22 protein-coding genes are annotated in these 22,049 nt (G+C 69.0%); 12 read left to right on the plus strand and 10 right to left on the minus strand.

The window, feature by feature from the left end:
* Window positions 1-148 precede the first annotated feature (148 nt).
* From E3O47_RS04495 to E3O47_RS04535, 10 genes are all read left to right on the plus strand, one after another.
* Window positions 149-1,177: an NYN domain-containing protein gene (locus E3O47_RS04495; protein WP_134419633.1), complete on the plus strand. Its 1,029-nt coding sequence runs from the start codon at window positions 149-151 to the stop codon at window positions 1,175-1,177.
* A gap of 185 nt (window positions 1,178-1,362) precedes the next feature.
* Window positions 1,363-1,518, plus strand: coding sequence for a hypothetical protein (locus tag E3O47_RS15880; RefSeq protein WP_166785319.1), 156 nt, complete (start codon window positions 1,363-1,365; stop codon window positions 1,516-1,518).
* Between the two features lie 71 nt (window positions 1,519-1,589).
* Window positions 1,590-1,829 carry a hypothetical protein gene (locus E3O47_RS04500; protein ID WP_134419635.1) on the plus strand — a complete coding sequence of 80 codons (240 nt, stop codon included), beginning with the start codon at window positions 1,590-1,592 and terminating at the stop codon, window positions 1,827-1,829.
* Window positions 1,830-1,841: 12 nt separating this feature from the next.
* Window positions 1,842-2,072 carry a hypothetical protein gene (locus E3O47_RS04505; RefSeq protein WP_134342759.1) on the plus strand — a complete coding sequence of 77 codons (231 nt, stop codon included), beginning with the start codon at window positions 1,842-1,844 and terminating at the stop codon, window positions 2,070-2,072.
* 468 nt (window positions 2,073-2,540) lie between these two features.
* On the plus strand, window positions 2,541-3,956 hold the full coding sequence (locus E3O47_RS04510; protein WP_134419637.1) for an aminotransferase class V-fold PLP-dependent enzyme: 1,416 nt from the start codon (window positions 2,541-2,543) through the stop codon (window positions 3,954-3,956).
* A gap of 192 nt (window positions 3,957-4,148) precedes the next feature.
* A complete protein-coding gene (hemG, locus tag E3O47_RS04515; protein WP_134419639.1) occupies window positions 4,149-5,579 on the plus strand; it encodes a protoporphyrinogen oxidase in 1,431 nt (476 codons plus the stop codon).
* A complete protein-coding gene (locus tag E3O47_RS04520) occupies window positions 5,576-6,763 on the plus strand; it encodes a TIGR04053 family radical SAM/SPASM domain-containing protein (protein ID WP_134375225.1) in 1,188 nt (395 codons plus the stop codon). The genes hemG and E3O47_RS04520 overlap by 4 nt, the downstream gene beginning before the upstream one ends.
* Before the next feature lie 22 nt (window positions 6,764-6,785).
* On the plus strand, window positions 6,786-7,976 hold the full coding sequence (locus tag E3O47_RS04525; RefSeq protein WP_241986093.1) for a ferrochelatase: 1,191 nt from the start codon (window positions 6,786-6,788) through the stop codon (window positions 7,974-7,976).
* 110 nt (window positions 7,977-8,086) lie between these two features.
* Window positions 8,087-8,734, plus strand: a complete 648-nt coding sequence (locus E3O47_RS04530; protein WP_134342761.1) for a hypothetical protein — start codon at window positions 8,087-8,089, stop codon at window positions 8,732-8,734.
* 73 nt (window positions 8,735-8,807) lie between these two features.
* On the plus strand, window positions 8,808-9,257 hold the full coding sequence (locus E3O47_RS04535; protein WP_134342762.1) for a DUF2269 family protein: 450 nt from the start codon (window positions 8,808-8,810) through the stop codon (window positions 9,255-9,257).
* 20 nt (window positions 9,258-9,277) lie between these two features.
* Here the strand turns inward: E3O47_RS04535 and E3O47_RS04540 are convergent, their stop codons facing one another.
* From E3O47_RS04540 to E3O47_RS04575, 8 genes are all read right to left on the minus strand, one after another.
* Window positions 9,278-10,303 (minus strand): hypothetical protein, encoded by a 1,026-nt coding sequence (locus E3O47_RS04540; protein ID WP_233191368.1) that lies wholly within the window; start codon window positions 10,301-10,303, stop codon window positions 9,278-9,280.
* Between the two features lie 36 nt (window positions 10,304-10,339).
* Window positions 10,340-11,569, minus strand: a complete 1,230-nt coding sequence (locus E3O47_RS04545; RefSeq protein WP_158250248.1) for an aminotransferase class V-fold PLP-dependent enzyme — start codon at window positions 11,567-11,569, stop codon at window positions 10,340-10,342.
* A gap of 107 nt (window positions 11,570-11,676) precedes the next feature.
* Window positions 11,677-12,639, minus strand: coding sequence for a F510_1955 family glycosylhydrolase (locus E3O47_RS04550; RefSeq protein WP_134401987.1), 963 nt, complete (start codon window positions 12,637-12,639; stop codon window positions 11,677-11,679).
* A gap of 3 nt (window positions 12,640-12,642) precedes the next feature.
* Entirely contained in the window at window positions 12,643-13,236 is a 594-nt protein-coding gene (locus tag E3O47_RS04555) for a DUF305 domain-containing protein (protein ID WP_134415768.1), read from the minus strand.
* A 95-nt stretch (window positions 13,237-13,331) separates the two neighbouring features.
* Window positions 13,332-13,868: a hypothetical protein gene (locus tag E3O47_RS04560; protein ID WP_134419643.1), complete on the minus strand. Its 537-nt coding sequence runs from the start codon at window positions 13,866-13,868 to the stop codon at window positions 13,332-13,334.
* A 199-nt stretch (window positions 13,869-14,067) separates the two neighbouring features.
* Window positions 14,068-14,343: a hypothetical protein gene (locus E3O47_RS04565; protein WP_104100589.1), complete on the minus strand. Its 276-nt coding sequence runs from the start codon at window positions 14,341-14,343 to the stop codon at window positions 14,068-14,070.
* A gap of 79 nt (window positions 14,344-14,422) precedes the next feature.
* Window positions 14,423-15,007 (minus strand): gluconokinase, encoded by a 585-nt coding sequence (locus tag E3O47_RS04570; protein WP_134419645.1) that lies wholly within the window; start codon window positions 15,005-15,007, stop codon window positions 14,423-14,425.
* Between the two features lies 1 nt (window position 15,008).
* Window positions 15,009-16,412 (minus strand): gluconate:H+ symporter, encoded by a 1,404-nt coding sequence (locus tag E3O47_RS04575; protein ID WP_241986094.1) that lies wholly within the window; start codon window positions 16,410-16,412, stop codon window positions 15,009-15,011.
* A 211-nt stretch (window positions 16,413-16,623) separates the two neighbouring features.
* On the opposite strand from E3O47_RS04575, the gene E3O47_RS04580 reads away from it, so the two are divergent.
* Window positions 16,624-17,319: an FCD domain-containing protein gene (locus E3O47_RS04580; protein ID WP_158250247.1), complete on the plus strand. Its 696-nt coding sequence runs from the start codon at window positions 16,624-16,626 to the stop codon at window positions 17,317-17,319.
* Window positions 17,320-17,362: 43 nt separating this feature from the next.
* Here E3O47_RS04580 and E3O47_RS04585 read toward each other — a convergent pair whose 3' ends face one another.
* Both E3O47_RS04585 and E3O47_RS04590 read right to left on the minus strand, forming a co-directional pair.
* On the minus strand, window positions 17,363-18,649 hold the full coding sequence (locus E3O47_RS04585; RefSeq protein ID WP_104100586.1) for a GNAT family N-acetyltransferase: 1,287 nt from the start codon (window positions 18,647-18,649) through the stop codon (window positions 17,363-17,365).
* A 58-nt stretch (window positions 18,650-18,707) separates the two neighbouring features.
* Entirely contained in the window at window positions 18,708-21,374 is a 2,667-nt protein-coding gene (locus E3O47_RS04590; protein ID WP_166785320.1) for an excinuclease ABC subunit UvrA, read from the minus strand.
* Window positions 21,375-21,744: 370 nt separating this feature from the next.
* Between E3O47_RS04590 and E3O47_RS15885 the strand changes: the two genes are divergently transcribed.
* Entirely contained in the window at window positions 21,745-21,912 is a 168-nt protein-coding gene (locus tag E3O47_RS15885) for a hypothetical protein (protein ID WP_166785321.1), read from the plus strand.
* Window positions 21,913-22,049 lie beyond the last annotated feature (137 nt).

Raw genomic sequence — 22,049 nt, forward strand, 5'->3', positions numbered from 1 at the left:
TGTACCTCCCGGCAGGCTCGGCGCGGATCGGTGCGCGCGTACTGAGCGCCGCAGTCGATTCCGCGAGTTGCCGTCGTCGCATCGTGCGCAGCAGACTTGAGTCTGGGGTTGCGACTGATTCGTCCGCCCGGTAGCTAAGGAACCCACCATGACTGAACCGAATGATGCACGCGTCGGCCTCTACATCGACTTCGACAACATCGTCGTCTCTCGCTATCAGCAACTACACGGACGAAATGCCTTCCAGCGCGATGGCATCCGTAATTTCGACAGATCGAGCGCGGATGCCGAGCCCGAGGTTGCCGCGAAGCTGAACGCCGCGACGGTCGACTTCAACGCGATCATTGATTTCGCCGCGTCGTTCGGCACGCTGGTTGTCAATCGCGCGTACGCCGACTGGTCCGTGCCCGTGAATGCGAGCTACCAACGCCAGCTCATGTCCCGAGCGGTTGACCTCACCCAGCTATTCACCACGACCACGCGAGGAACGAAGAACGGGGCGGACATCCGTCTTGCCGTCGACGTGGTCGAAGACCTCTTCCGGCTGCCCGACCTCACCCACGTCATCATCGTCGCCGGTGACTCGGATTACATCGCCCTCGCCCAGAAGTCGAAACGTCTCGGTCGCTTCGTGGTGGGCATTGGAGTGGCCGGGTCGACCAGCACATCCCTCGCGGCTGCGTGCGACGAATTCGAAGACTATGACTCTCTCCCCGGCATAGCGAAGGTCGCCGCCACCGCGCCCGCCCCCGTGGCGCTCGTGCAGAAGCCCCCGTCGGGCAGGAAGGCCGCAGAACCCGCGACCGTGCCGCCCAAGACGGTGCCCGTCAAAGCCCGCACCCTGACGACGATCCCGATGTTCTCGCACACCACAAGTTCGCAATTCGACGAGCCGGAGCCGGAACCGGCCGAGGACATCGACCCTCAGACAATCGCGTCGGAGCTCCTCGTGCGTGCCCTGCAGATCGGGCACGCAAAGGGCGACGATGACGAGTGGCTGAACACCGGCACGGTAAAGAACCAGATGCGCCGGATGGACCCCTCGTTCAACGAAAAACCGCTCGGCTTCCGTTCCTTCACCGACTTCCTCTCCTCGCGCAGCGAGGTGGCCGAGCTGCAGGAAGATGGCCCGCATCGGCTCATCCGTCTGCGCCCGGAGGCCAACGCCGGACGCTGAGTCGGTCCGTGCGGTCCGGCGCCGAGCAGGAGCAACGCGTGGTGTGTCAGAACCAGGTTCCGTCGAACACAGACAGCGGTGTGATCTGAGCCCGTGAGCGTTTCGACCGAGACGAAGGCTGCTTTCAAGACGACCGAATTCATCGCCTGAATGCTGATTCTCGTCGTGCGTTCATCGCTTCCGCCATGGTCGATAACGGGGACGACGGGCAGGGTTTCGGGGCCAGCTCCGCCTGGCTGTCCGCCACGCTCCTCACCATCGGTTACATGATTAGCCGCGGCCTGGCCAAATCGGGAAGCCGTGAGAACTGCGACCGTGACGAGCGCGACAACCGCCGCTAACTGACTCGGTGCACGGACCGGATCTGCCCTTGACGCGGCGTCCGTACAGGAGGCCCCCTACGCTTCGCGCAATGGGCCTTCTGCTCCGTGCAGGGCGCTGGAGCGTCCCGAACAACACCCGCCGTGGCTTCGGGGCCAGGGATATCGCCGATGTCGGCGACGGTGAAGAAGAGGAGGCACGTCGTTTTCCCGTTCCGCAGCTGCCGGAAGTGGGCATCAAAGGAACTGTGGAAAAAAACGGGGACGCAGAGGCAACAGCGAAGGACTTCGATGCCATGATGGGCGACATCGACGTGGGACTCGGACAATAATCATGGGCGAATTTGTCTACGGAAATCCCTCTGTCATTGTCGAGTTCGATGATCGGGGTCTCGCAGCTCAAGATCGTCATCCTCGCCAAGGTGCGTCGAGGGGAGAGCTTCTCTTTCTCCTGGGAGTACACGGCGGCGGCTGGCAGCGGCCACAGCTCCATCTGGATCCACCCCACCATCCCGTTGCAGTTCAACTTTCAAGGCAGCAAAGAACCTCTCCTGAACCGGGCAAGGGTGGAGTAACTCGTCCGCATCTCGAACACACCCGCCGGTCTGCGCGTCACCCCAGAGCCGCCCCAACCGGGGGAAGTGCGACTCTGATTCTCAGAGCGGTCGCGAGAGCCGATCGGCCGTGATTTGTTCAAGGGAGTTCGCTGACCGCCACGAAAAAGCCCCGGCTTCACCGCGCCTGGGGGGAGGCGAGGAATCTGCCGGGGCCGATTCGTTTGGAGTGGGGGAACTCCATTGACCACGGTACGGCGGATGGGCTGAATTTCGGCTGGACGAGCCCCCATGTCGGAACAAAACCGGCCGGTCGCCGCGGAACCGGGCATCGACCGCGTGTTCGCCGACGCAGGCCGACGGGGGCATCGCCGTCGGAGCCGGGACGGGGGTCGCGATCGCCTCCGATGGGTCATCCTCGCCAGCGACGACCCGCGCCCGGAAAACAGCGCTCTTTCGGTGGTCTCCCGGCGGGCATAAAATCTCGGCATGTCTGCTGACCCGGATGACTATCGTCAGGCCCTGGAGCGAGCGAAAGCCCATGCCCTGGACTGGCTCTCCTCCCTGCCCACCCGGCCCGTGGGGCCACGCGTCGACGCCGACACCCTCGCCGCGGGCTTCGCAGCGCCGCTGCCGCTGCAGCCGACGGACCCGGCGGAGGTGATCGACGAGCTGGCCCGGCTGGCCGAACCGGGGCTGATGGCGATGACGTCCGGCCGCTTTTTCGGCTGGGTGATCGGCGGCACGTTGCCGGCAGCCCTGGCAGCCGACTGGCTGGTCAGCGCGTGGGACCAGAACGCCGGCATGCGCTTCGCGACCCCGGCCACGGCCGCCGCCGAGGAGGCCGCCGGCGGCTGGATCCTCGATCTGCTGGGTCTGCCGGACGGCGCCGACGTGGGCTTCACCACCGGGGCCACCATGGCGAACTTCGTAGGTTTGGCGGCCGGACGCGATCATGTGCTCGGCGGCGCCGGCTGGGACGTCGCGATCGCCGGTCTGGCCGGGGCGCCCCGCGTCGCCGTCTACGTGGGCGATGAGCGCCACGCGGTGATTGACCTGGCCCTGCGCTACCTGGGACTCGGCGCCCCCATTGTCGTCCCGGCCGACGACCAGGGCCGCATGCTCCCCGAGGCCCTGGCGGCCGCGCTCAACCAGGGCACTGGCCCCGCGATCGTCTGCCTTCAGGCCGGCAATGTGCACTCCGGCGCCTTCGACCCGGTCGGTGAACTCACCGACCTCGCCCACCAGCATGGTGCCTGGGTGCACGTCGACGGCGCCTTCGGCCTCTGGGCCGCAGTGAGCCCGCGCTACCGCGAGCAGCTGGCAGGCCTCGACACCGCCGATTCCTGGGCCACCGACGCGCACAAGACACTCCAAGTGCCCTACGACTGTGGCATGGCCATCGTGGCCAGGCCCGCCGAGCTGCGGTCCACCTTCGGGGTGCACACGAGCTACCTGTTCGCCGACGAGACCGGTCCGGGTGACCCCTACGAAAAGGTGCCCGAGCTGTCGCGCCGGGCGCGCGGTGTTCCGGTCTGGGCGGCTCTGCGCTCCCTGGGCCGATCGGGCACCGTGATGCTGGTGGAGCGGCTGGCCGATCACGCCCGGGCCATCGCCGACGGACTGGGTCGCATCACCGGCGCCGAGGTGCTCAACGACGTGGTCTTCACCCAGGTCTGCGTCAGCTTCGGCGACGACGAGCGCACCCGACGGGTGACGGAAGAACTACTCAAGGAGGGAACCGCCTGGATGTCGGGTTCGCGTTGGCAGGACCGGGATGTGCTGCGGGTCTCCGTGAGCAACTGGTCGACGGATGCGGACGACGTCGCCGCATCCGTGGCTGCCGTCGAACGGGCCTGCGCGGCGGTCGCGCGCAACCGTCCGACGGAATATGAGAAGGCGTGAATACGGCCGTGGTCCGGGCTGATTCCAGGGCTGGCCCGGGCCCGGTCCGGGCGGCGATTCGTGCTCCGATCGGCGGCCGCCACCGACGGCCCGCGAGAGGCCGCTGGAGACGACGGTCGTAGGATCGAAGTAACAAGGATTGCCACAGGTTGCCGGTTGCCCCGGATTCACCGGCAACTGGAGGTATGTCGAATGCTCGCTCAACCACGGGTCGTCATCGTCGGCGGCGGAATCAGCGGATTGGCGACAGCACACTACCTGCACCGCCGGCTTGGCGACGGGGTGCGTCTCACTCTGGTTGAGGGTGGGGCGCGGTTGGGAGGCAAGATCTCCACTGAGCAATTCGGCGGGCACCTCGTTGACGTCGGACCTGACGCGCTGATGGTGCGGGCACCCGTGGTGGCAGCCCTCATCGAGGATCTCGGGGTCAGCGACCTCGTCGTGGCCCCCGCCGGGTCCGGCGCACGCATCTGGTCGCGCGGTAAGCTGCGACGGCTCCCGGCCGGCACCCTCTTCGGCATCCCCGATCGGCTGCTGCCCCTGATGAAATCCCGACTGCTGTCGCCGCTCGGTCTTGCCCGTGCTGCCCTGGACCTCGTGAAGGCGGCCCCGGCGGGGTTGCCAGACGACCCCACAATCGCCGAAATCGTTCGCCCGAGGATGGGCGGGCAGGTGTTCGATCGCCTCGTCGATCCGCTGCTCGGAGGTGTGCATGCCGGCAGGGCCGACGAGCTCAGTGCTCGGAGCACCGCGCCTGACATCGACGCTCTCGCCCGCGGCAATCGCAGCCTCTACCTCGGACTGCGGCGCCGACGCCGGAATGCCCCACCCAAGCCCGCCGGAGCAGGAGGTGCGGTCCTCGTCACCCTCCGTGGGGGACTCGCCCGGTTGATCGACGCACTGGCCGTCCACGTCGTGGGCGACGATGTGCGCCTCGGTACGGCGGTCGTCTCCGTGTCGCGCGGCACCGCCGGCTATGAGGTGAAACTGAGCGATGGCACGGTGCTCGAGGCCGACGCGGTGGTGCTCGCCACTCCCGCGTTCGCTGCGGCGGACATGGTGCGCAAGGAAGCCCCCGACCTGGCCGCCGCGCTGGCGGGTATTCCCTACGTCGATGTTGCCACGATCTGCCTGGCCTATCCGCGCTCCGCCGTCGCCCACAACCTCGTCGGCACGGGCTTCCTGGTGCCGCCGGAGGAAGGCAAACTCATTGTCGGCTGCACCTGGTCCAGCGCCAAGTGGCCGCACCTCGCCGATGACACAACCATGATCATCCGCTGCATGGTGGGCAGGCGCCGCGACCAGCGCTGGATGGACCTCGATGAGGACACCCTGGTCAGCCAGGTGCACGCCGAACTCGTCGAGGCCATGGGTCTGACCGGGCGCCCGACCGAGCAGCACATCGAGCGCTGGCTGCAGGCGATGCCGCAGTACATCGTCGACCATCAGGGCCGGCTCGCCGCCGCGGAGGTGGCTCTGGGTCGGCTGCCGGGGCTCTACCTGACCGGTTCCGCCTACCGGGGGGTCGGGCTGGCCAGCTGCGTGGCCGATGCCGAGCGCACCGCCGACAAGCTCGCGCAGCTTCTGACCGATGCGCGTCCCGCGAGCGAGGTGCCCGCATGAGCGGGCTCAGCATCCCCCTCGGCGAGACCGCCGTGTTGCCGACCCTGCCGACCGCCCGCCGTGGAAAGGGCCCGGACTACGCGCAGCGCCCGATGCTGGTGTTCTGGGAAACCACCCGCGCCTGCCCGCTTGCCTGCAAACACTGCCGGGCCAGCGCCACGATGCAAGCCCTACCGGGCGAGCTGACCACGGCAGCGGGCAAAGACCTGATTGACCAGGTGGCCGGATTCGGCCGGCCGTACCCGATCCTGGTGCTCACCGGCGGCGACTGCCTGATGCGCCCTGACCTGTTCGAACTCGTCGACTACGCCACCGGCCTTGGACTGCCGACGGCGCTGTCCCCGTCGGTCACGCCGAGTCTCACTCCGCAGATGATCGAACGGATCGTGGCGAGCGGGGTCAAGGCGGTGTCGATCAGCCTTGACGGCGCCGTCGCCGCGACCCATGAGGGCGTGCGCGGGATCCCGGGCCACTTCGACGACACCATGGCGGCGATCCGGGCTCTCGCCACGGCGGGGTTGACCGTCCAGGTCAACACGACCGTCATGCGCGCCAATGTCGACGAGCTCGCAGATGTCGCGGCCCTGATCAAGAACGCCGGCGCCGCTATCTGGGAGGTCTTCTTCCTCGTCCAGGTCGGCCGCGGCGTCTCGACCGAGGCCGTCAGCCCAGCGGAGCACGAAGACATCTGCCACTTCCTCTTCGACGCCTCCCAGCACGGCTTCATCGTGCGCACGGTCGAGGCACCCTTTTTCCGGCGAATCGTCGCCCGCCGACGCGCCGGTGACCCTGCACCGATGAGCGCACCGTACAACACCCTGTCCGCGAGGCTGGAAGCCCTGATGGGGCCGCCCGCGGGCCTGCCACGGGCGCAGACCGCGTCGACCCGCGACGGCAAGGGCATCGTCTTCGTGGCCTACGACGGCGAGGTCTACCCGGCCGGGTTCCTGCCACTCGGCCTCGGGAACGTGTGCACGACCCCGCTGGCCGAGATCTATCGGGACAACCCGCTACTCAAACAGATCCGGGCCACGGAGTTCACCGGCCGCTGCGGCAGCTGTGAGTACGCGGACCTGTGCGGGGGCTCCCGAGCCCGCGCGTTCGCGTCGAGCGGCGATCCGCTGGGGGAAGACCCGGCCTGCCCGTTCCAGCCCGGCGCGGCCGGCGCCCACGTCGGTGCCTGAGTCCCAGCCAGTGGATGGCCTCGTGCCCGCGCCTTCCGCGGAGCCAGCCGGGTACGACGCCGTGGTCCTCCTCGGCTTCGGAGGCCCCGAGGGCCAGGACGACGTCATCCCGTTCCTACGGAACGTCACCCGGGGCCGCGGAGTTCCGGAGGCACGCCTCGAAACCGTGGCCGCCCACTACCGCTCCTCGGGTGGTGTGAGCCCGGTCAACGCCCAAAACCGGGCGCTCCGTGACGCGCTCCAAACCGAACTGGCCGCCCGAGACACCTTCGTGCCGGTGTACTGGGGGAACCGCAATTGGGCTCCGTACCTGCGAGACGCCGTGACTGCGGCCGTCGACGCCGGCCACACCCGATTGCTCGCGCTCACGACGAGCGCGTACAGCTCCTACTCGAGCTGCCGGCAGTACCGGGAAGACCTGGCCGAGGCGCGGTGCGCCACCGGGCTCGGCGACGCCGTGCGCATCGACGCGGTTCGCCCCTACTTCGACCATCCCGGCTTCGTCGCCCCGTTCGTGCTCGGCGTCTGCTCCGCCCTCGCCGACTTCGCGCGGCAGGGCCTGGCCCCGGACGACGTTCACGTGCTCTTCACAACCCACTCCATCCCGATGGCGGATGCCGAGCAGAGTGGCCCACGCGAGCGATCCTTCGGTGCCGGCGGGGCCTACGAGGCGCAGCACCGGTCCGTCGCGGAGGTGGTGATGGCCGCCGTTTCAGCGGCGGCGGACGACGACACAGTGGCCGACGCCACCCCGGCCTGGTCTCTGGCATTCCAGTCGCGGTCGGGTCCGCCCGAAATGCCTTGGCTCGAACCTGACGTCAACGACGTCATCGTCGTGCTCGCCGCGGCCGGCACGCGGGCCGTCGTCGTGGTGCCGATCGGATTCATCTCCGACCACATGGAGGTCTCCTGGGACCTCGACACGGAGGCGGCGGCCACTGCCGCCGCGCACGACCTGGGGTTTACCCGGGTGTCGACCCCCGGCCTGCACCCGGCGTTCGTGGCGGGGCTCGTCGACCTGTTGCTTGAGCGACTGACGCCGGCAACGACCCCGGAACGCTGCGCGCTCACCGCGCTCGGACCATGGACGGATGTGTGCCCGGTGGGATGCTGCGAAAAGGGGCCGGCCCGGAGGCCGGGGACGGAACCCTCATCCCCAGCAGGAAATCCCGCGGCCCAGGGAGGTCCTTCATCGGGGGAGGCGCACCACTGACGCCCGCGCAACTGGCCGAGCGGATGGCCGCCATCCGCGGGTGACCCCGGCCTCCCGTCGATTGGGTACGCTCGGCGATAGGGCTCAAGAAGGCTAACGAAGGACCAACCGTGACCCACCCGTATCCGTTGTATGTGGCCATCCGGGCGCAGTGCTTCTGCTGCCAGTCGCTGCAGCCGTTCACTTTCACCTCGGCGACCGACCAGGTGGTCTGCGCATCCTGCCTGCACCACCTGGGGGCGGAAAAGGCCACCCGCCGGGACGCGGAGCACATCAAGCTGTGGGTCGGGCAATACGCCGACCAGCAGGAGAACCACCGGCAGTTCGCCGAGAAGTCGGCGGGGGCGGATGCCGAGCAGCAGGCGGTGATCGACGGGCTCACGGCCCAGGTGGTGGAGCTGCGCGGCGTCGTGGCCGGCGAGTCCGACCGCACGAAGAGCGCCGGGGTGCGCGCGCTCCTCGAGAGTGACCTGGTGCGGCGCGCCGAGCGGAAGACCGAGCTCGCGCACCGTCAGCTCGACTGGGCTATGGCCGTGCTCTGGCGGATCGGGCAGCTGCACCACGCCGTGGAGGGCATGCCGCTGGCCTGCGTCTGCGGGCGCGCCGCCGCGGCTTGCGCGGAAGGTCGGGCGATCGATCCGCAGCGGCAGGCCGTGCTCGACTGGGAGCGGAAGAACCTCGTGCTGCTGCGCGCCGGCTCCCGGCACGCCCTGCCCGACGACCACCCCGAGGTGCGGGCCTCGAGACGACAGCCGTGAGAGGTGCGGGCCGCCAACCCCTCAAACGTGTCGGTGCACCGGCGAGCGGACGGCGGGGGCCTACGCTGGAAAAATGGAACCCCTCAACACCCTGCACATTGTCTCCGGCGTCTTCATCGTCGGGCCCATGGCCATCCTCCCCATGACCGCCATGCGCTCCATGCGTGCCGGGGAAGCCGGCCAGGTGGCCTCACTGGCGAAGTCCACCAATCTCTTCACTCTGCTGTCGCTGCTGGTGGTGTTCCTCGGTTTCGGCGCGGCGGGCTTCAGGGACAACGCCTCCCTCGCGTCGACCTGGATCTGGCTGTCGATCGTGCTCTACGCGGTGGCCCTCGTACTCAGCCTGTTCCTGGTGGTTCCGACCATGAAGTCGGTCTCGGAGCTCCTCGCCGAGCAGTCCGCCAGCGGTACCCGGGTCGCCGGCGCCAAGGTCGCCGGTTACTCGCGCGTGGCCATGGGCTCGGGCATCGTCTCGCTGCTCCTGGTGGTCGTGGTCGTGCTGATGGTGGTCAAGCCGGTCTAGCCGTTCACAGTCTCGCCGGGCTAGTCCAGGTCGCCCACCGAGACCAGGCCGTCGTGACGGCGGCCATCGAAGATGATCGTCGGGATCTTCACGGTGTGGATGCTCTCCTCGACCAGCCGCGTGTTCGCGGCGATGATGTCCGCGACCTCGTCGGAGGCGGCGACGGATGCCACGTCGGCGACCTGTTCCTGGCTCAGGCCGAATTCGGCCGACCAGTCCTGCAGCAGCGCGGTGGCGACAGCCGGCTCGGCGCCGTTGATCACGCTCTGCCAGGAAACGCCCTTGTCATCGACTTCCGTGTAGATCCGGCGCAGGATCTCCCAGTCGACCGGCGTGGCGGCGTCGGCGAGAGGGTTCAGCCGCAGCGCCTCGAGGTACTGGGTGACGAGCAGCGAGTTCTGGAACTTGTAGCCGTCGGCGGCGGCGATCGGGTAGGCGATGTAGGTGAGGTTCATCCGGTCGTCGAACCCGGCCTCCTCGATGTTGTTGAACAGCTGCAGGCAGTAGGTGCAGCCGGGGTCGATGACCTCGAGCGCGGTTTCCTTCTTCGCGTCGTAGACGCCCAGGTAGCTGGCGTTGGCGGGCAGGTATTCCTCGGCCTCCCAGTTCTGCATGCGGGAGGGGATCGCCGAGAACGTCTCGCCGAGGCTGGCGAAGTCGTTGCCGAAGGCGCCGATCACGTCGCCGGAGAGCAGGGACTCGCCGAAGGTGGGCGTCTGGTCGGGGATCGAGCAGGCCTCGGCGCCCAGGCTGCAGGATGCGGAATCCTGCTTGTTGCAGGTGCCGTAGACGTACAGGTTCACACCGCTCTTGACGACGACGTATGCGCTCCAGACGGTGGTGAGCACCACGAGCAGCGCGACCACCTCGAGGGCGACGGATGCCGGGCCGACGAGCTTCGGACGGCGCACCGCCAGCGGCGCGAGCAGGTGGTCCTTGATGTCCTGCTTGAAGGTGGTGTCGCAGGGGCGGAACGTGACACGGCGGAGGGTGCAGTTCCACGCCCTGCCTAGGTAGCGGCGGTATCGTGCCGACACGGCCCCCATGAGAACGAGAACGATGAATGCGGCAATGCAGAACACTTAGGAGAGGCCTTTCATCAGGCGCGCGAGGGCCTGTGCGGCCTGATCGACATCGGCCGTGGTTGAGTGCAGTCCGAGCGAGAAGCGCAGCAGCGGCGGCAGCCCGAGCTGGTCTTTCAGGTAGTGGTGGGCGCAGAAGTAGCCGCTGCGCACCATGATGTGGGACTGGGAGAGGAACACTGCGAGCCGGTGCGAATCCTGTTTCGGGGCGTAGGCGCTGATCACCGGGCTGGCCGCGGTGTTGACCAGAGTGAGGCCGGGGATGTCGCCGAGACCCTCGAAGAGACGCTGCGAGAGACCCTGAAGGTGCTCGGCCGCGGGCCGGCCGCCGGGGCGCACCTGTCCCAGCCACTCGATCGCACGGCGCAGGGCGATGATCTCGCCCCAGGCCTGCAGCCCGGGTTCGAGCAGGGCGCCCGGGTCGTTGGCGAGAAGGTCGTAGGAGTCTTCGCGGACATCCGCCACCATGCCGCCGCCCACGAAGGTGAGCTCGAGGGAACTGAGCAGCTCGTGGGTGGCGACGACCACGCCGAGGCTGGCGCCGTACATCTTATGGGCGGAGAAGCAGAGCGCGTCGGCCTCGGTTTTGGCCAGCAGGGTGCGTTCGTGCGCCATGGCCTGGGCGGCGTCGAGAATGACGATGCCGCCGCGGGCGTGGGTGTCGCGCACCAGGTCGGTGAGGTTGGTAAGCAGACGCCCGTCGATGTTGGAGGCCACGTTGACGACCACGATCGCGCGTTCGAGCTGGGCCGGCCGGTAGACCAGGGCGCCGTCGGGGGCGCGGTCGAGCACCAGGCGGGGCACCCCCAGTCGGGTCGCCGCCGTCATGGTGGGCAGGAAGACCGAATTGTGCTCGATGTGGCTCGTGACCATCTGCCCGAACCGGCCCTGCGGCAGCTGATGCAGCAGCAGGTTCAGCCCGAAGGTCGTGTTGAGGGTGAAGGAGACCGCGTGACCCCGGCCGGAGAGGCCGAGCAGCTCGAGCACGGCCCGGCGGGCGTCCTGCACCTCCCGGTCGACGCGGGTGCCCCAGGCGTACTTCACGCGCCCGCCGCAGGCGTTGTACTCCGTGTAGTACTCGGTCAGGGCGTCGAGGACCGGCTGCGGCCGGAGGCTCTGACAGGCGGAGTCGAGGTAGACCGCGCCGGGTTCGAGGTAAGCGAAATCGGCGAGACGGCCGGTTTCGACCGCAACCGGTGGCGTGCGCCGGAACAACCCAGTGTGCTTCATGTCCTTCAATTCTTTCCGGCTCATTCTAGGCGAGCAGCGGGTTCTGCCCGGCGCGGCTGGGAACCGGCTGGGAGCGTGGTGGTCATAGCTTCATCCGTCGCACCGGGCTAGGCCTGGGCCGCAACGAGCACGGTCCAGGTGAGACCGAAGTCGTCGCTCGCGACGACCCCGCGTCGGTCGGCGGCGAGGAGCCAGGGCACGCTCCCGCCGACGAAGCCGAAGGCCTCCGGGCTGCCGTCGGTCTGTCCTCCGCGGGTCCAGGTTCCGCTTCCGGCCTCCTCGTGCCAGAGCACGCCCTCCGGGTCGATGCCGACGACACCGCCGCCGGCCGCGGCATCCTGAACGTCGATCAGGTACAGCATCGGTGCGCCGGGGACCAGCGCGAACGTGCGCCCGGCATCCTTGCTCACGGCGAGGCCGTTCTCGGTGGTCGCGAAGACCCGGTTGGGGGTCGCCGGGTCGGCGGCGAGGTCGCGCAGCGCCACCGCGGCTCCGGGCGACCAGGTGGCCCCATCGTCGTCGCTGATGCTGACCCTGCCGGCGGCGGCGTCGTAGCCGTAGACGCGCAAGGCTCCCGGCGGCAGGGTCACCGCGTCGAGGTCGTGGAAGTCGGTCTTGCCGGCGAGAGAGACGTTCGACCACGTGGCTGCCGCATCCACGCTGCTGATCAGTCCCACGTTGGGGCCCACCAACGTGGACTCGTCGGAGCCCGGATGCCCGGAGGCCAGCAGCAGGCCCGGCGCTGCCACCGTGAAGCCCATGGCGTCGAAGGCCGGGCCATCGCTCAGGGTGGGCTGGGTGAGCCCGGCCTCCGGCGCGCCGGCCAGGTAGCTGTCGGGCAGCAGGTCGGTCGGGACCTGCCACACGCCCTGGTGCGTGCCGGCGTAGGTCTTGCCGGTGGACGGGTCGGCGCCGAGGCCGTGAATGTGTTCAAAAGCCGCCGTGGTGGGGGCGGACGTGCCGGTTGGCGGAGCAGCCGGAGTGGGCGCGCAACCGGCCAGCGCGGCCGCGAGGCCGACGGTGATCAGGGCGGCGCCGCCGAGGCGGAGGGTTCTGCTGGACGTCGTCATGGGTCAGTACGCGGCGAGGAGGTCGGTCATGACGGCGATTTCGGCGGATTGCGACGCGACGATGGTGGCCGAGAGGGTCTGGGCGTCGGCGTTGCTGCCCTCGTCGATGTGCGTCTGCGCCATGGCGATTGCGCCCTCGTGGTGCGCGATCATCATCTTGAGGAACACCCGGTCGGCGTCTGCGCCCGAGGCGTTGCCGAGCGTCATCATGTCGGCCTCGCTCATCATGCCGTCGGTGCCGTGGTTCATGTCGGACATGCCGCCCGTTTCGGCGCCCCACTCGCCCAGCCAATCGGTCAGCTGGGTGATCTCGGGCTCCTGCGCGGCCTTGATCTTGGTCGCCAGGGCGACGACGCGCGGGTCGGTGCCGTGCTTGGCGAGGAAGTCGTCGCTCATCGCGACGGCCTGCTCGTGGTGGGGGATCATCATCTGGGCGAAGTCGACATCCGCGGCGTTGGCGTTGGCGGACGCGGTGGCGGTGGGTCCGTCGGCGGCCGGGGCGTCGGCGGCCGGGGTCGGGTCGCCGCAGGCGGTAAGGGTGAGCGCCGTGGTGAGCGCGGCGGCGGCGATCAGCGAGGTGCGGATGGTGCGGAGCATTGGTGTTCCATTCGTTGACAAAAGGTTGAGAAACCGGGGGCCGGGGTGCGGCCGGGCCGCGCAGGCCGGTGGGGTGCGCTGGCGAGGGTTTCGGCCTAAATGCGGCTGATGGAGAGCAGGGTGAGGCGGGGCCGATGCAGGTGCAGCGGAATCTCCCAAAAGGAGCCGACGATGAAGCTGCCGGCCTCGAGCAGGCGACGGCAGGCCGACGGGCGCCGTGCCAGCAGAATCAGGCCGACCAGCACAAGCAGCAGGGAACACGTCATCGAGAGGGTGGCCAGACCGGACATCGCGTGGGTGTCGGCGCTGCCGAGTGCGCTGGCGGACAGGGCGACCACGGTCGCGGTCGCGGGCGCGATGCGCTCGAGCAGCGGGCCGGTGAGGGATGCGGGGAGGGATGCAGCGAGGGATGCAGCGAGGGATGCAGCGAGAGGCGCGGCGGATGATGCGGTGTGCCCGGCCGCGGAGTGTGCGTCGGCGGTCATCGCAGTGGTCATGGTTGTTGACGCTGTTGTTGATGAGGGAGCGGGAGCGGTCGGGGCCGAGGACAGGCCGCCCGGTCCGTGCGCCGGCCCGTGTCCGGTTCCGGCCGTGTGCGCCGCGAGCAGGCAGAGCAGCAGCGCGGCCATCATGAGCAGGGCGGAGTGGAAGACCCGGCGTCCACCACGGAGCGAGATCGCAGCGCGTGTGTGCAGCTTGCCGCCTCCGTCCGAACTGTGGTCTGGGCTTCCGTCGGCCTGTCGCTCACCGTGGATGCCCCCTCAGGGTATACCGGGCGGATCGGCGTCAGCTGGGAGCAGCCTCGGTCCGGGGCGACACCCGGGCCGGGGCTCACCCCCAGTCGAGCGCGAGCACCCACGACCCGTCGGTGTCGCGGCGCAGGTCGTAGCGGTGTTGTTCCTCGTCGCCGCGCGAGGCATCGAGGCGCCAGAGCTCGGTGTCGATGCGGGACGGCACGCCGCCGGCATTCTCCCACCAGCGGGTGCGGGTGAAGATCGCCTGCGGCTGGCCGATGACGGTGTGTTCGAACCGGTTCCAGATGAACGCCCGCGGGTCGCCGTCGACGGACAGCTCCACGTCGACGACTGCGTCAATGATCTGAGGCATGCGTGGCTCCCTTGATTTTCTCGAACATCTATTCGATTCTGTGAGTGTAGTTCATGCCGCCGACACTCGCCAGACCCGATCAGGAAATTGCTCGCGACCCCGGCACCGAGGACTTGCCCGGTTCTCGCGCGCCCAGGCTCGACGAGCCGGACCGGGGCGTGAGCCCGAGCCGCCGCACGATCTCGGCGGCCTCCTCGGCCGGAGCGCGGCCGGCGTCGATGGAGATCGCGCGCTCGTCGGCGTCAGGCGCCTCGAGTGTGGCCACCTGCGAATCGAGCAGGGAGGTCGGCATGTAGTGGTCGAGGCGCGTCGCAAGCCGGCGCCCGATCAGGTCCGTCGACCCGGTCAGGTGCACAAAGATCACGTTGTGCTCGCGCAGCACGTCGCGGTAACGGCGCTTGAGCGCCGAGCAGGTGATGATTCCCGGCGCCCCCGCCATGGTGTGCTCGATGATCCACGAGGAGACCGTGTCGAGCCAGGGCGCGCGGTCCTCGTCGTTCAAAGGCTGACCGGCAGACATCTTGTCGATGTTCGCCTGGGGATGCAGGTCGTCGCCCTCCTCGAGATCCCAGCCCAGCTGGCCGGCGAGGAGCCCCGCCACGGTGGACTTGCCGGATCCGGAGATGCCCATGATCACGAGCACGGGCTGCTGAGTCTCGAACATGCTAGATCACGATATTCAGCAGGAGGACGCCGGCAAGGCCGACCACGGAGATCAGACATTCCATCACGGTCCAGGTCTTCAGATTCTGCCCGACGGTCGTGCCGAGATACTCCTTGACGAGCCAGAACCCGGCATCGTTGACGTGGGAGAGGAAGAGCGAACCGGCGCCGATGGCGAGAACCATCAGCGAGACATCCGTGCTGCCCAGGCTGGCCGCGACGGGGGCGAGGATGCCGGCGGCCGTCACGGTGGCGACGGTGGCCGACCCGGTAGCGACGCGGATCAGGGCGGCGACGAACCACGCCAGCACGAGCACCGAGACGCTGCTGCCGGCCACGGCGTCGGCGATGACGGTGCCGATGCCGGTGTCGATGAGCACCTGCTTGAACCCGCCGCCCGCACCCACGATGAGCAGGATGCCCGCGATCGGCGGGAGGGAGTCGGAGAGGGACCTGGCGACCCCGGCGCGGTCCATGCCGCCACCGCGACCGAAGACGATCATCGCGTAGATCACAGCGATGCCGAGGGCGATCATCGGCGTGCCGAGGAAGTCGAGCGTGGCGTTGAGAGGCGAGGTGGAGCCCGGGTCGATCGCGTCGGCGATCGATCGGGCGAGCATCAGCACGACGGGGAGCAGGATGCCCGAGATGGTGATCAGGAAGCTCGGGCGCCGAATGTTCTCGCCCAGACCCTGATCCTCGTTGGTGAGGAACAGGGCCGGCACGGGCACGGAGACCCAGCGGCTCGCGAACCGGCTGAAGATCGGGCCGGCGATGATGACGGTCGGAATGGCGATGAGCACGCCGATCGCGAGAGTGAGCCCGAGGTTCGCATCGAGAGTGGTCACGGCCACGAGTGGACCGGGGTGCGGCGGCACCAGGCCGTGCATGACGGACAGGCCGGCGAGGGCCGGGATGGCGATGCGGATGAGCGAGAGCCCGCTGCGGCGGGCCACCAGGATGATCACCGGGATGAGCAGCACGAGGCCGACTTCGAAGAACATCGGCAGGCCGATCAGCCCGCCGATCAGGGCCATCGTCCACGGCAGGGTGCGGGCGCTCGAGCGCGTCACCAGCGAGTCGACGATGCGGTCGGCTCCGCCGGAGTCGGCCAGCAGCTTGCCGAACATGGCGCCGAAGCCGACCAGGATGCCGACGCCGGCCATGGTGGCGCCGAAGCCGGCGCTGAAGCTCGTGACGGCGGCGGCGGGAGCGAGGCCGGCCCCGACGCCGACGCCCACGGCGCCGATCGAGAGGGCGAGGAACGGATGCACCTTGAGCCAGGTGATGAGCAGGATGATCACCGCGACGCCGACGAGGGCGGCGAGGATGAGCTGGAGGTCGCTGCCGGCCGGTTCAATCGGAACCACCGGAGCCGCGTAGGGAAGAATCATCTGAATTTCCATTCCGAGGCTGCTTCACTGCGACCTCATCGTCCAATAATCTGATTAATCAGATATTTGAGTGTGGCACACGAATCGCGACTCCGGGACCAACGCCGGTACGATCACGATGGGCGACGTCGCGACGACGCGCGCGGCCAGTCCGCAGGGAGAAGCTGAGATGAACCGTGGGGCGGGCGCAGGAGTGTGGCGTGAGCGAGGGCTTCATGCGCGGGTGGTGAACTCGCTGGGCCAACAGATCGTCGACGGCGGATACCTGACCGGCGACATCCTGAACCTGGACGTGATCAGCGAGGAATTCGCGGTTTCTCGCTCCGTGCTGCGCGAGGCACTGCGGGTGCTGCAGTCGCTGGGTATGGTCGAGCCGCGGCAGCGGGTGGGCACCCAGGTGCTGCCCCGCACCTCCTGGGACCTGATGCACCCGCAGATCATCTACTGGCGCGGACGCGGCACCGACTATCTCACCCAGATGCGCGAGATGCTCGAACTGCGCCTCGGCATCGAGCCTGTGGCCGCCCGACTGAGCGCGCGCCTTATGACCGCCGAGCAGCTGGACGCGGTGCGGGCGGCAGCCGAGGGCATGGTCGCGGCTGACCTTGCCGGCGACGGTCGCGGGTTCCTCGAGGCCGACATCGAGTTCCACTCCCTGATCCTGATCGCCTCCGGCAACAGCGTGATGGGGCACTTCGCCGGCACGGTCGCGGCGCTCCTCCGCACGCGCGAGGAGGAGAAGCGCTTCACCATCACCGAGTACACGCCGCCGTCGGCCCACCGGCACAACCAGCTGGCCGAGGCGCTGTTCGCGCGCGACGAGGATGCCGCGTACCGCTGGTCGTATGCCACGATCGAAGCCACCCTGACCGAGTTCATCCAGGAATCGGGCCGCGCCGAACGGGGCCTCGGGGCCTGAGGTTGCCGGCCTGGCGCGGTGTCCGTTGCCCGGCACCTCGTGCTCAGAGCCGGGCGAGCCGCTCGATGTCCTCCAGGAATTCGCTGGCGACCTGGGCCGACACGGTCGTGCGGGTCGACCGGATCGCGACCAGGTAGTCCTCGGTGCCCGGGCCGCCGGGCGTCGACTCGTCCTCCCCCTCGAACAGTGCGCGTTCCAGCGCCTGCTGAGAGGCGCGCCGGGCGGCGTACTCGATGTCGGCTGGTGAGAACCCGTCGCTTGCGGTGACGAGCGCGCTCAGGTCGACCGTGCTTTTCCTGCCCTCGGGGATGTAGCGCTCCCAGATGGCCTGGCGGGCGGCGACATCCGGAAGCCCGATCGGGATGACGTAGTCGAAGCGTCCGTGCCGGAGAAAGGCGGAATCGAGGGCGCGGATGAAGTTCGTGGCGCAGACCAGGAGCCGGCCGGGCTGCTCGCGGAAGGCGGGAATGATCTTCAGCAGCTCATTGGTGACGCCCTGCAGCGCCGAGGGTGGCTCGCCGCCGCGTTGCGCCGCGATCTCCTCGACCTCGTCGATGAACACGACCGCGTGCTCCAGCTCGGAGATCTTCAGGAAGGTCTCCCGAAGCGCACCGGCAAGGCCCTTGGGGTCAGCCGCGAGCCGCGAGGGGAAGACCTCGACAAAGGGCCATTCCAGCCGCGACGCGATGGCCTTTGCGAAGGTGGTCTTGCCCGTTCCGGGAGGCCCGAAGAGCACGACCGCCTTCGGTGGCACGACGCCGTACTGTTCGGCCATGTCGGGTTTGGCCAGCGGCATGACGAGCCTTCGTTCGAGCAGCTCCTTTTCGGCGCGCATGCCGCCGACGCCCTCCCAGAGATCGCGCGGCAGGATGCGCCCGCCCAGTTCGCTGAGCGATCGCAGCTCCTCGCGCTGCACCGGGATGTGGCGCTCGAAGTAGCGCAGGTGCTGCTTGACCTCGAAGCCCCGCTTCACGAAGGCGTCGACGCGCGTGGCCGATTCGGGCATCAGCGCGGACAGCTTGGTCAACGCGTGCCGGGACATCTTCTTCTCAAGGGCGGCCAGCAGGGCCGTGCCGATGCCGCGGCCCTGGTAGCGCTGCGCGGTGGCGAGGAAGACGACCCAGCCCTGGGCGTGGGCGGCGCGGCCCACGGCGGCCCCGACGACCTCGTCGCCGGCAAGGGCGACCACGGCGTCATCCTTCTGGCAGGAGGCCAGCACCTCGGACAGGCCGTAGACGGGCTCCGTCTTGGCGGCCGTGATCTCTTCCCAGAGGCGAAGGATGCCGTCGAGGTCGTCCGAGTGAAAGTCGCGGATCCGCCAACCAGTCATGAGTGCTCCTTCGCGCCGACACGTACGCTTCCCAATCTATGGCACTTGCGTCGCCGAACTAGCGATCAGCCAAGCGGCGGGCAAGGTAAGGCGCGGTGCGGCTGTGCGGGTGCCGCGCGACGGCATCCGGGGTTCCGGTCGCCACGATCTGGCCGCCCGCATCTCCGCCGGCCGGTCCCAGGTCGATCACCCAGTCGGCGGCGGCCACCACATCGAGGTTGTGCTCGACGACGATCACCGTATTGCCGGCGTCGACGAGGCGGCCCAGCTGGGCCAGGAGAAGGCGGACATCCGCGGGGTGCAGTCCGGTGGTCGGCTCGTCGAGGAGGTACATCGTGTGGCCGCGGCGGGCGCGCTGCAGTTCGGTGGCGAGCTTGATGCGTTGGGCCTCGCCGCCGGAGAGCTCGGTGGCCGGCTGGCCGAGACGCAGGTAGCCGAGCCCGACCTCCCGCAGGGTGGCGAGGCTGCGGGCAGCGGCCGGCACGTCGGCGAGGAAGCCGGCGGCCTCCTCGACGCTCAGGCCGAGCACGTCGGCGATGGACTTGCCCTGATAGGTCACCTGAAGGGTCTCCGGGTTGTAGCGCGAGCCAAGGCAGGTCGGGCAGGGCGTGTAGCTGCCGGGCAAGAAGAGCAGCCCGACGCTCACCGAGCCCTCTCCAAGACAGGTCTCGCAGCGGCCGCCGGGCACGTTGAAGGAAAACCGCCCGGCGCCGTAGCCGCGCTTCCGGGCCTCGTCCGTGGCCGCGAAGGTCGCGCGCACCGCGTCGAAGAGCCCGGTGTAGGTGGCCAGGTTGGAGCGCGGAGTGCGCCCGATCGGCTTCTGGTCCACGCGCACCAGGCGGTCCACGGCCTCCAGGCCGGTGATCCGGTCGACCCGCGCCCGCGGCTCGGGGTCGCCGCGTTCGCCGTCGTCGCCGTCGTTGCCGTCGTCGTCGATGGCGCCTGCGGCTGCCGTCGGATCAGAGGCGACGGCGACGTCGGACTCCGGATGCAGCGCGAGCCGCACGGCATCCGCCAGAACCTGGCTGACCAGGGTGGATTTGCCCGAACCGGACACGCCGGTCACCGCGGTCAGCACACCGAGCGGGAAGCCGGCGTCGACGCCTCGGAGGTTGTGCCGGGTGACACCGTGCAGGCCCAGCCAGCGTTCTGGTGTGCGCAGCGCCGCGGGCTGGGGCGCGTCGGGCTGGAGCGTGGCTGGCGCGGCCGGCTCCGGCGCGGCCGGGAACAGGAACTGCCGGGTAACCGACTCCGACACATCGGCCAAACCTGCGATGGGTCCGCTGTAGAGCACGACGCCGCCGCCGGCCCCGGCCAGCGGGCCCACGTCGACGACCCAGTCGGCGCGGCGCACGATGTCCATGTTGTGCTCGACGACGAAGACCGAGTTGCCGGATGCCTTCAGCTGCTCCAGCACGAGCAGCAGCGGTTCGGCGTCGGCCGGGTGCAGCCCGGCCGACGGTTCGTCGAGCACGTAGATCACGCCGAACAGGCCCGAGCGCAGCTGGGTGGCGATGCGCAGGCGCTGCATCTCGCCGGGGGAGAGGGTGGGCGTCGCGCGCCCGAGGCTCAGGTAGCCGAGGCCCAGTTCGAGCAGCACCTCGATGCGGGCGAGCAGGTCCCGGGTGAGGGTCACGGCGGCCTCCGTGGGCTCCGCGGAGTGCGGCCTCGCGGTGTGCGGCTCCGCGGAACCAGGCGCGGCGGTGCGCTCGGCACCGCCCGCCCGGAGCGTCGGGCGAAGCAGCTCGGCGAGCCCGGTCAGCGGCAGCAGGTTGAGCTGGGCGATCGACCGGCCGGCCACCGTGACCGCCAGGGCCGCGGGCGTGAGACCGCTGCCGTCGCACAGCGGACACGGGCCGGATTCGACGAAACGCAGCGCGCGCTCCCGCTGACTCTGGCTCTTGGAGTCGGCCAGGGTGTGCAGCACGTAGCTCTTCGCGCTCCAGAATCGGCCCTGGTACGGCTTGGCGATGCGGTCGCGCTGCGGGGTGACCTCCACCACGGGCTGTTCCTCAGTGAACAGGATCCAGTCCCGCGCAGAGCGCGGCAGGTCCTGCCAGGCGGTGTCCACGTCGTAGCCAAGGGTGATCAGGATGTCCCGCAGGTTCTTGCCCTGCCAGGCGCCCGGCCAGGCCGCGATGGCGCCGTCACGGATGCTCAGGGCAGGGTCGGGCACGAGGGTTGCCTCGGTCACGGTGTGCGCCGTGCCGAGGCCGTGGCACTGCGGGCAGGCGCCGGCCACGGTGTTGGGGGAGAAGGAGTCGGACTCGAGGCGTGGGGCAGCCGCCGGGTACATGCCGGCCCGGGAATACAGCATGCGCAGCGAGTTGGACAGGGTGGTCAGGGTGCCCACGCTCGAGCGGGAGCTGGGCGCGCCTCGGCGCTGCTGCAGGGCCACGGCCGGCGGCAGCCCCATGATTTCGTCAACCTGCGGGGTGTGGCCCTGCTGGATCAGCCGACGCGCGTAGGGCGCGACGGACTCCAGAAACCGGCGCTGGGCCTCCGCGAAGATAGTGCCGAACGCCAGCGACGACTTTCCGGAGCCGGAGACCCCGGTGAAGGCGACGATGGCGTCCCGGGGAACGTCGACATCAACGTTCCGGAGGTTGTTCTCCCGAGCCCCGCGCACCTGCACGTAGCCCGCGAATGGCGCGTTCCCTAGTGCGGTCGACGGAGCGTTCCGGGTCGAGGCGGCGGTGTCGGCGTCAGGGCGAGGCGGTTGCATCCGCCGACTCTAGCCCGAACGTCTGGGCGGATGCCGGGCTAGAGACAGTGGACCTGAGAGGCGACGCGGTATACTGGTGAATTGCGATCCCGTCCGCTGATGGTGGTGGGCCGGTCTTCATCTCGATGCTCAACCGTGACAGATCCCGATGTTCTACCGTGACAATCTCGATCGCTCTTCTATTGAACCAGGCTCAGCGGCGTGCCGTTCAAACCACGTTTGAGACTGAGAGAACCATTGGCTGATACATCCGGATCCACCGCTACCCACTACGTTTCCCTGCTGCGTTGGGCGTCCCTGAAGAGAGCGTTCCTGTCCCGCCAGTCCCCGCCGAGCGCCGCCCCAATCGGCGAGCGTCGCTGAGTACCCCATGGCCGACCGCACCACTCCCACCGGTTCCGACCAGCAGGTACCTGCCAACCAGGTCTCGATGCCCCGCTGGGCCGAACTCAAGCGCGCTTACGTCGCGCGGCTCTCGAAGAGCGAGCGCGCCGCACTGGCCGCAGCCGCCGAGCAGGCGAACGACCCCCCGGAGTGACCCGTCGGTTCCCCTGAGCCGGTGTAGAACCAATTCGACGGAGATTTTGGCTCTCCTGCTGCTTCTGTGGGTTAAACCCGGCCGGGGAGCACTGGTTTGTGGCCGCCGAGGCTGAGCATGGCCAGGGCGATGAGGGC

Source organism: Cryobacterium sp. TMT2-17-1, from assembly GCF_004402765.1.
Lineage (GTDB): Bacteria > Actinomycetota > Actinomycetes > Actinomycetales > Microbacteriaceae > Cryobacterium > Cryobacterium sandaracinum.

Coding starts and splice junctions, on each gene's coding strand:
- E3O47_RS04495 (WP_134419633.1), top strand. CDS start 149: ATGACTGAACCGAATGATGCACGCGTCGGCCTCTACATCGACTTCGAC.
- E3O47_RS15880 (WP_166785319.1), top strand. CDS start 1,363: ATGGTCGATAACGGGGACGACGGGCAGGGTTTCGGGGCCAGCTCCGCC.
- E3O47_RS04500 (WP_134419635.1), top strand. CDS start 1,590: ATGGGCCTTCTGCTCCGTGCAGGGCGCTGGAGCGTCCCGAACAACACC.
- E3O47_RS04510 (WP_134419637.1), top strand. CDS start 2,541: ATGTCTGCTGACCCGGATGACTATCGTCAGGCCCTGGAGCGAGCGAAA.
- hemG (WP_134419639.1), top strand. CDS start 4,149: ATGCTCGCTCAACCACGGGTCGTCATCGTCGGCGGCGGAATCAGCGGA.
- E3O47_RS04520 (WP_134375225.1), top strand. CDS start 5,576: ATGAGCGGGCTCAGCATCCCCCTCGGCGAGACCGCCGTGTTGCCGACC.
- E3O47_RS04535 (WP_134342762.1), top strand. CDS start 8,808: ATGGAACCCCTCAACACCCTGCACATTGTCTCCGGCGTCTTCATCGTC.
- E3O47_RS04540 (WP_233191368.1), bottom strand. CDS start 10,303: ATGGGGGCCGTGTCGGCACGATACCGCCGCTACCTAGGCAGGGCGTGG.
- E3O47_RS04545 (WP_158250248.1), bottom strand. CDS start 11,569: ATGAAGCACACTGGGTTGTTCCGGCGCACGCCACCGGTTGCGGTCGAA.
- E3O47_RS04550 (WP_134401987.1), bottom strand. CDS start 12,639: ATGACGACGTCCAGCAGAACCCTCCGCCTCGGCGGCGCCGCCCTGATC.
- E3O47_RS04555 (WP_134415768.1), bottom strand. CDS start 13,236: ATGCTCCGCACCATCCGCACCTCGCTGATCGCCGCCGCCGCGCTCACC.
- E3O47_RS04560 (WP_134419643.1), bottom strand. CDS start 13,868: ATGATGGCCGCGCTGCTGCTCTGCCTGCTCGCGGCGCACACGGCCGGA.
- E3O47_RS04565 (WP_104100589.1), bottom strand. CDS start 14,343: ATGCCTCAGATCATTGACGCAGTCGTCGACGTGGAGCTGTCCGTCGAC.
- E3O47_RS04570 (WP_134419645.1), bottom strand. CDS start 15,007: ATGTTCGAGACTCAGCAGCCCGTGCTCGTGATCATGGGCATCTCCGGA.
- E3O47_RS04575 (WP_241986094.1), bottom strand. CDS start 16,412: ATGGAAATTCAGATGATTCTTCCCTACGCGGCTCCGGTGGTTCCGATT.
- E3O47_RS04585 (WP_104100586.1), bottom strand. CDS start 18,649: ATGACTGGTTGGCGGATCCGCGACTTTCACTCGGACGACCTCGACGGC.
- E3O47_RS04590 (WP_166785320.1), bottom strand. CDS start 21,374: ATGCAACCGCCTCGCCCTGACGCCGACACCGCCGCCTCGACCCGGAAC.
- E3O47_RS15885 (WP_166785321.1), top strand. CDS start 21,745: ATGGCCGACCGCACCACTCCCACCGGTTCCGACCAGCAGGTACCTGCC.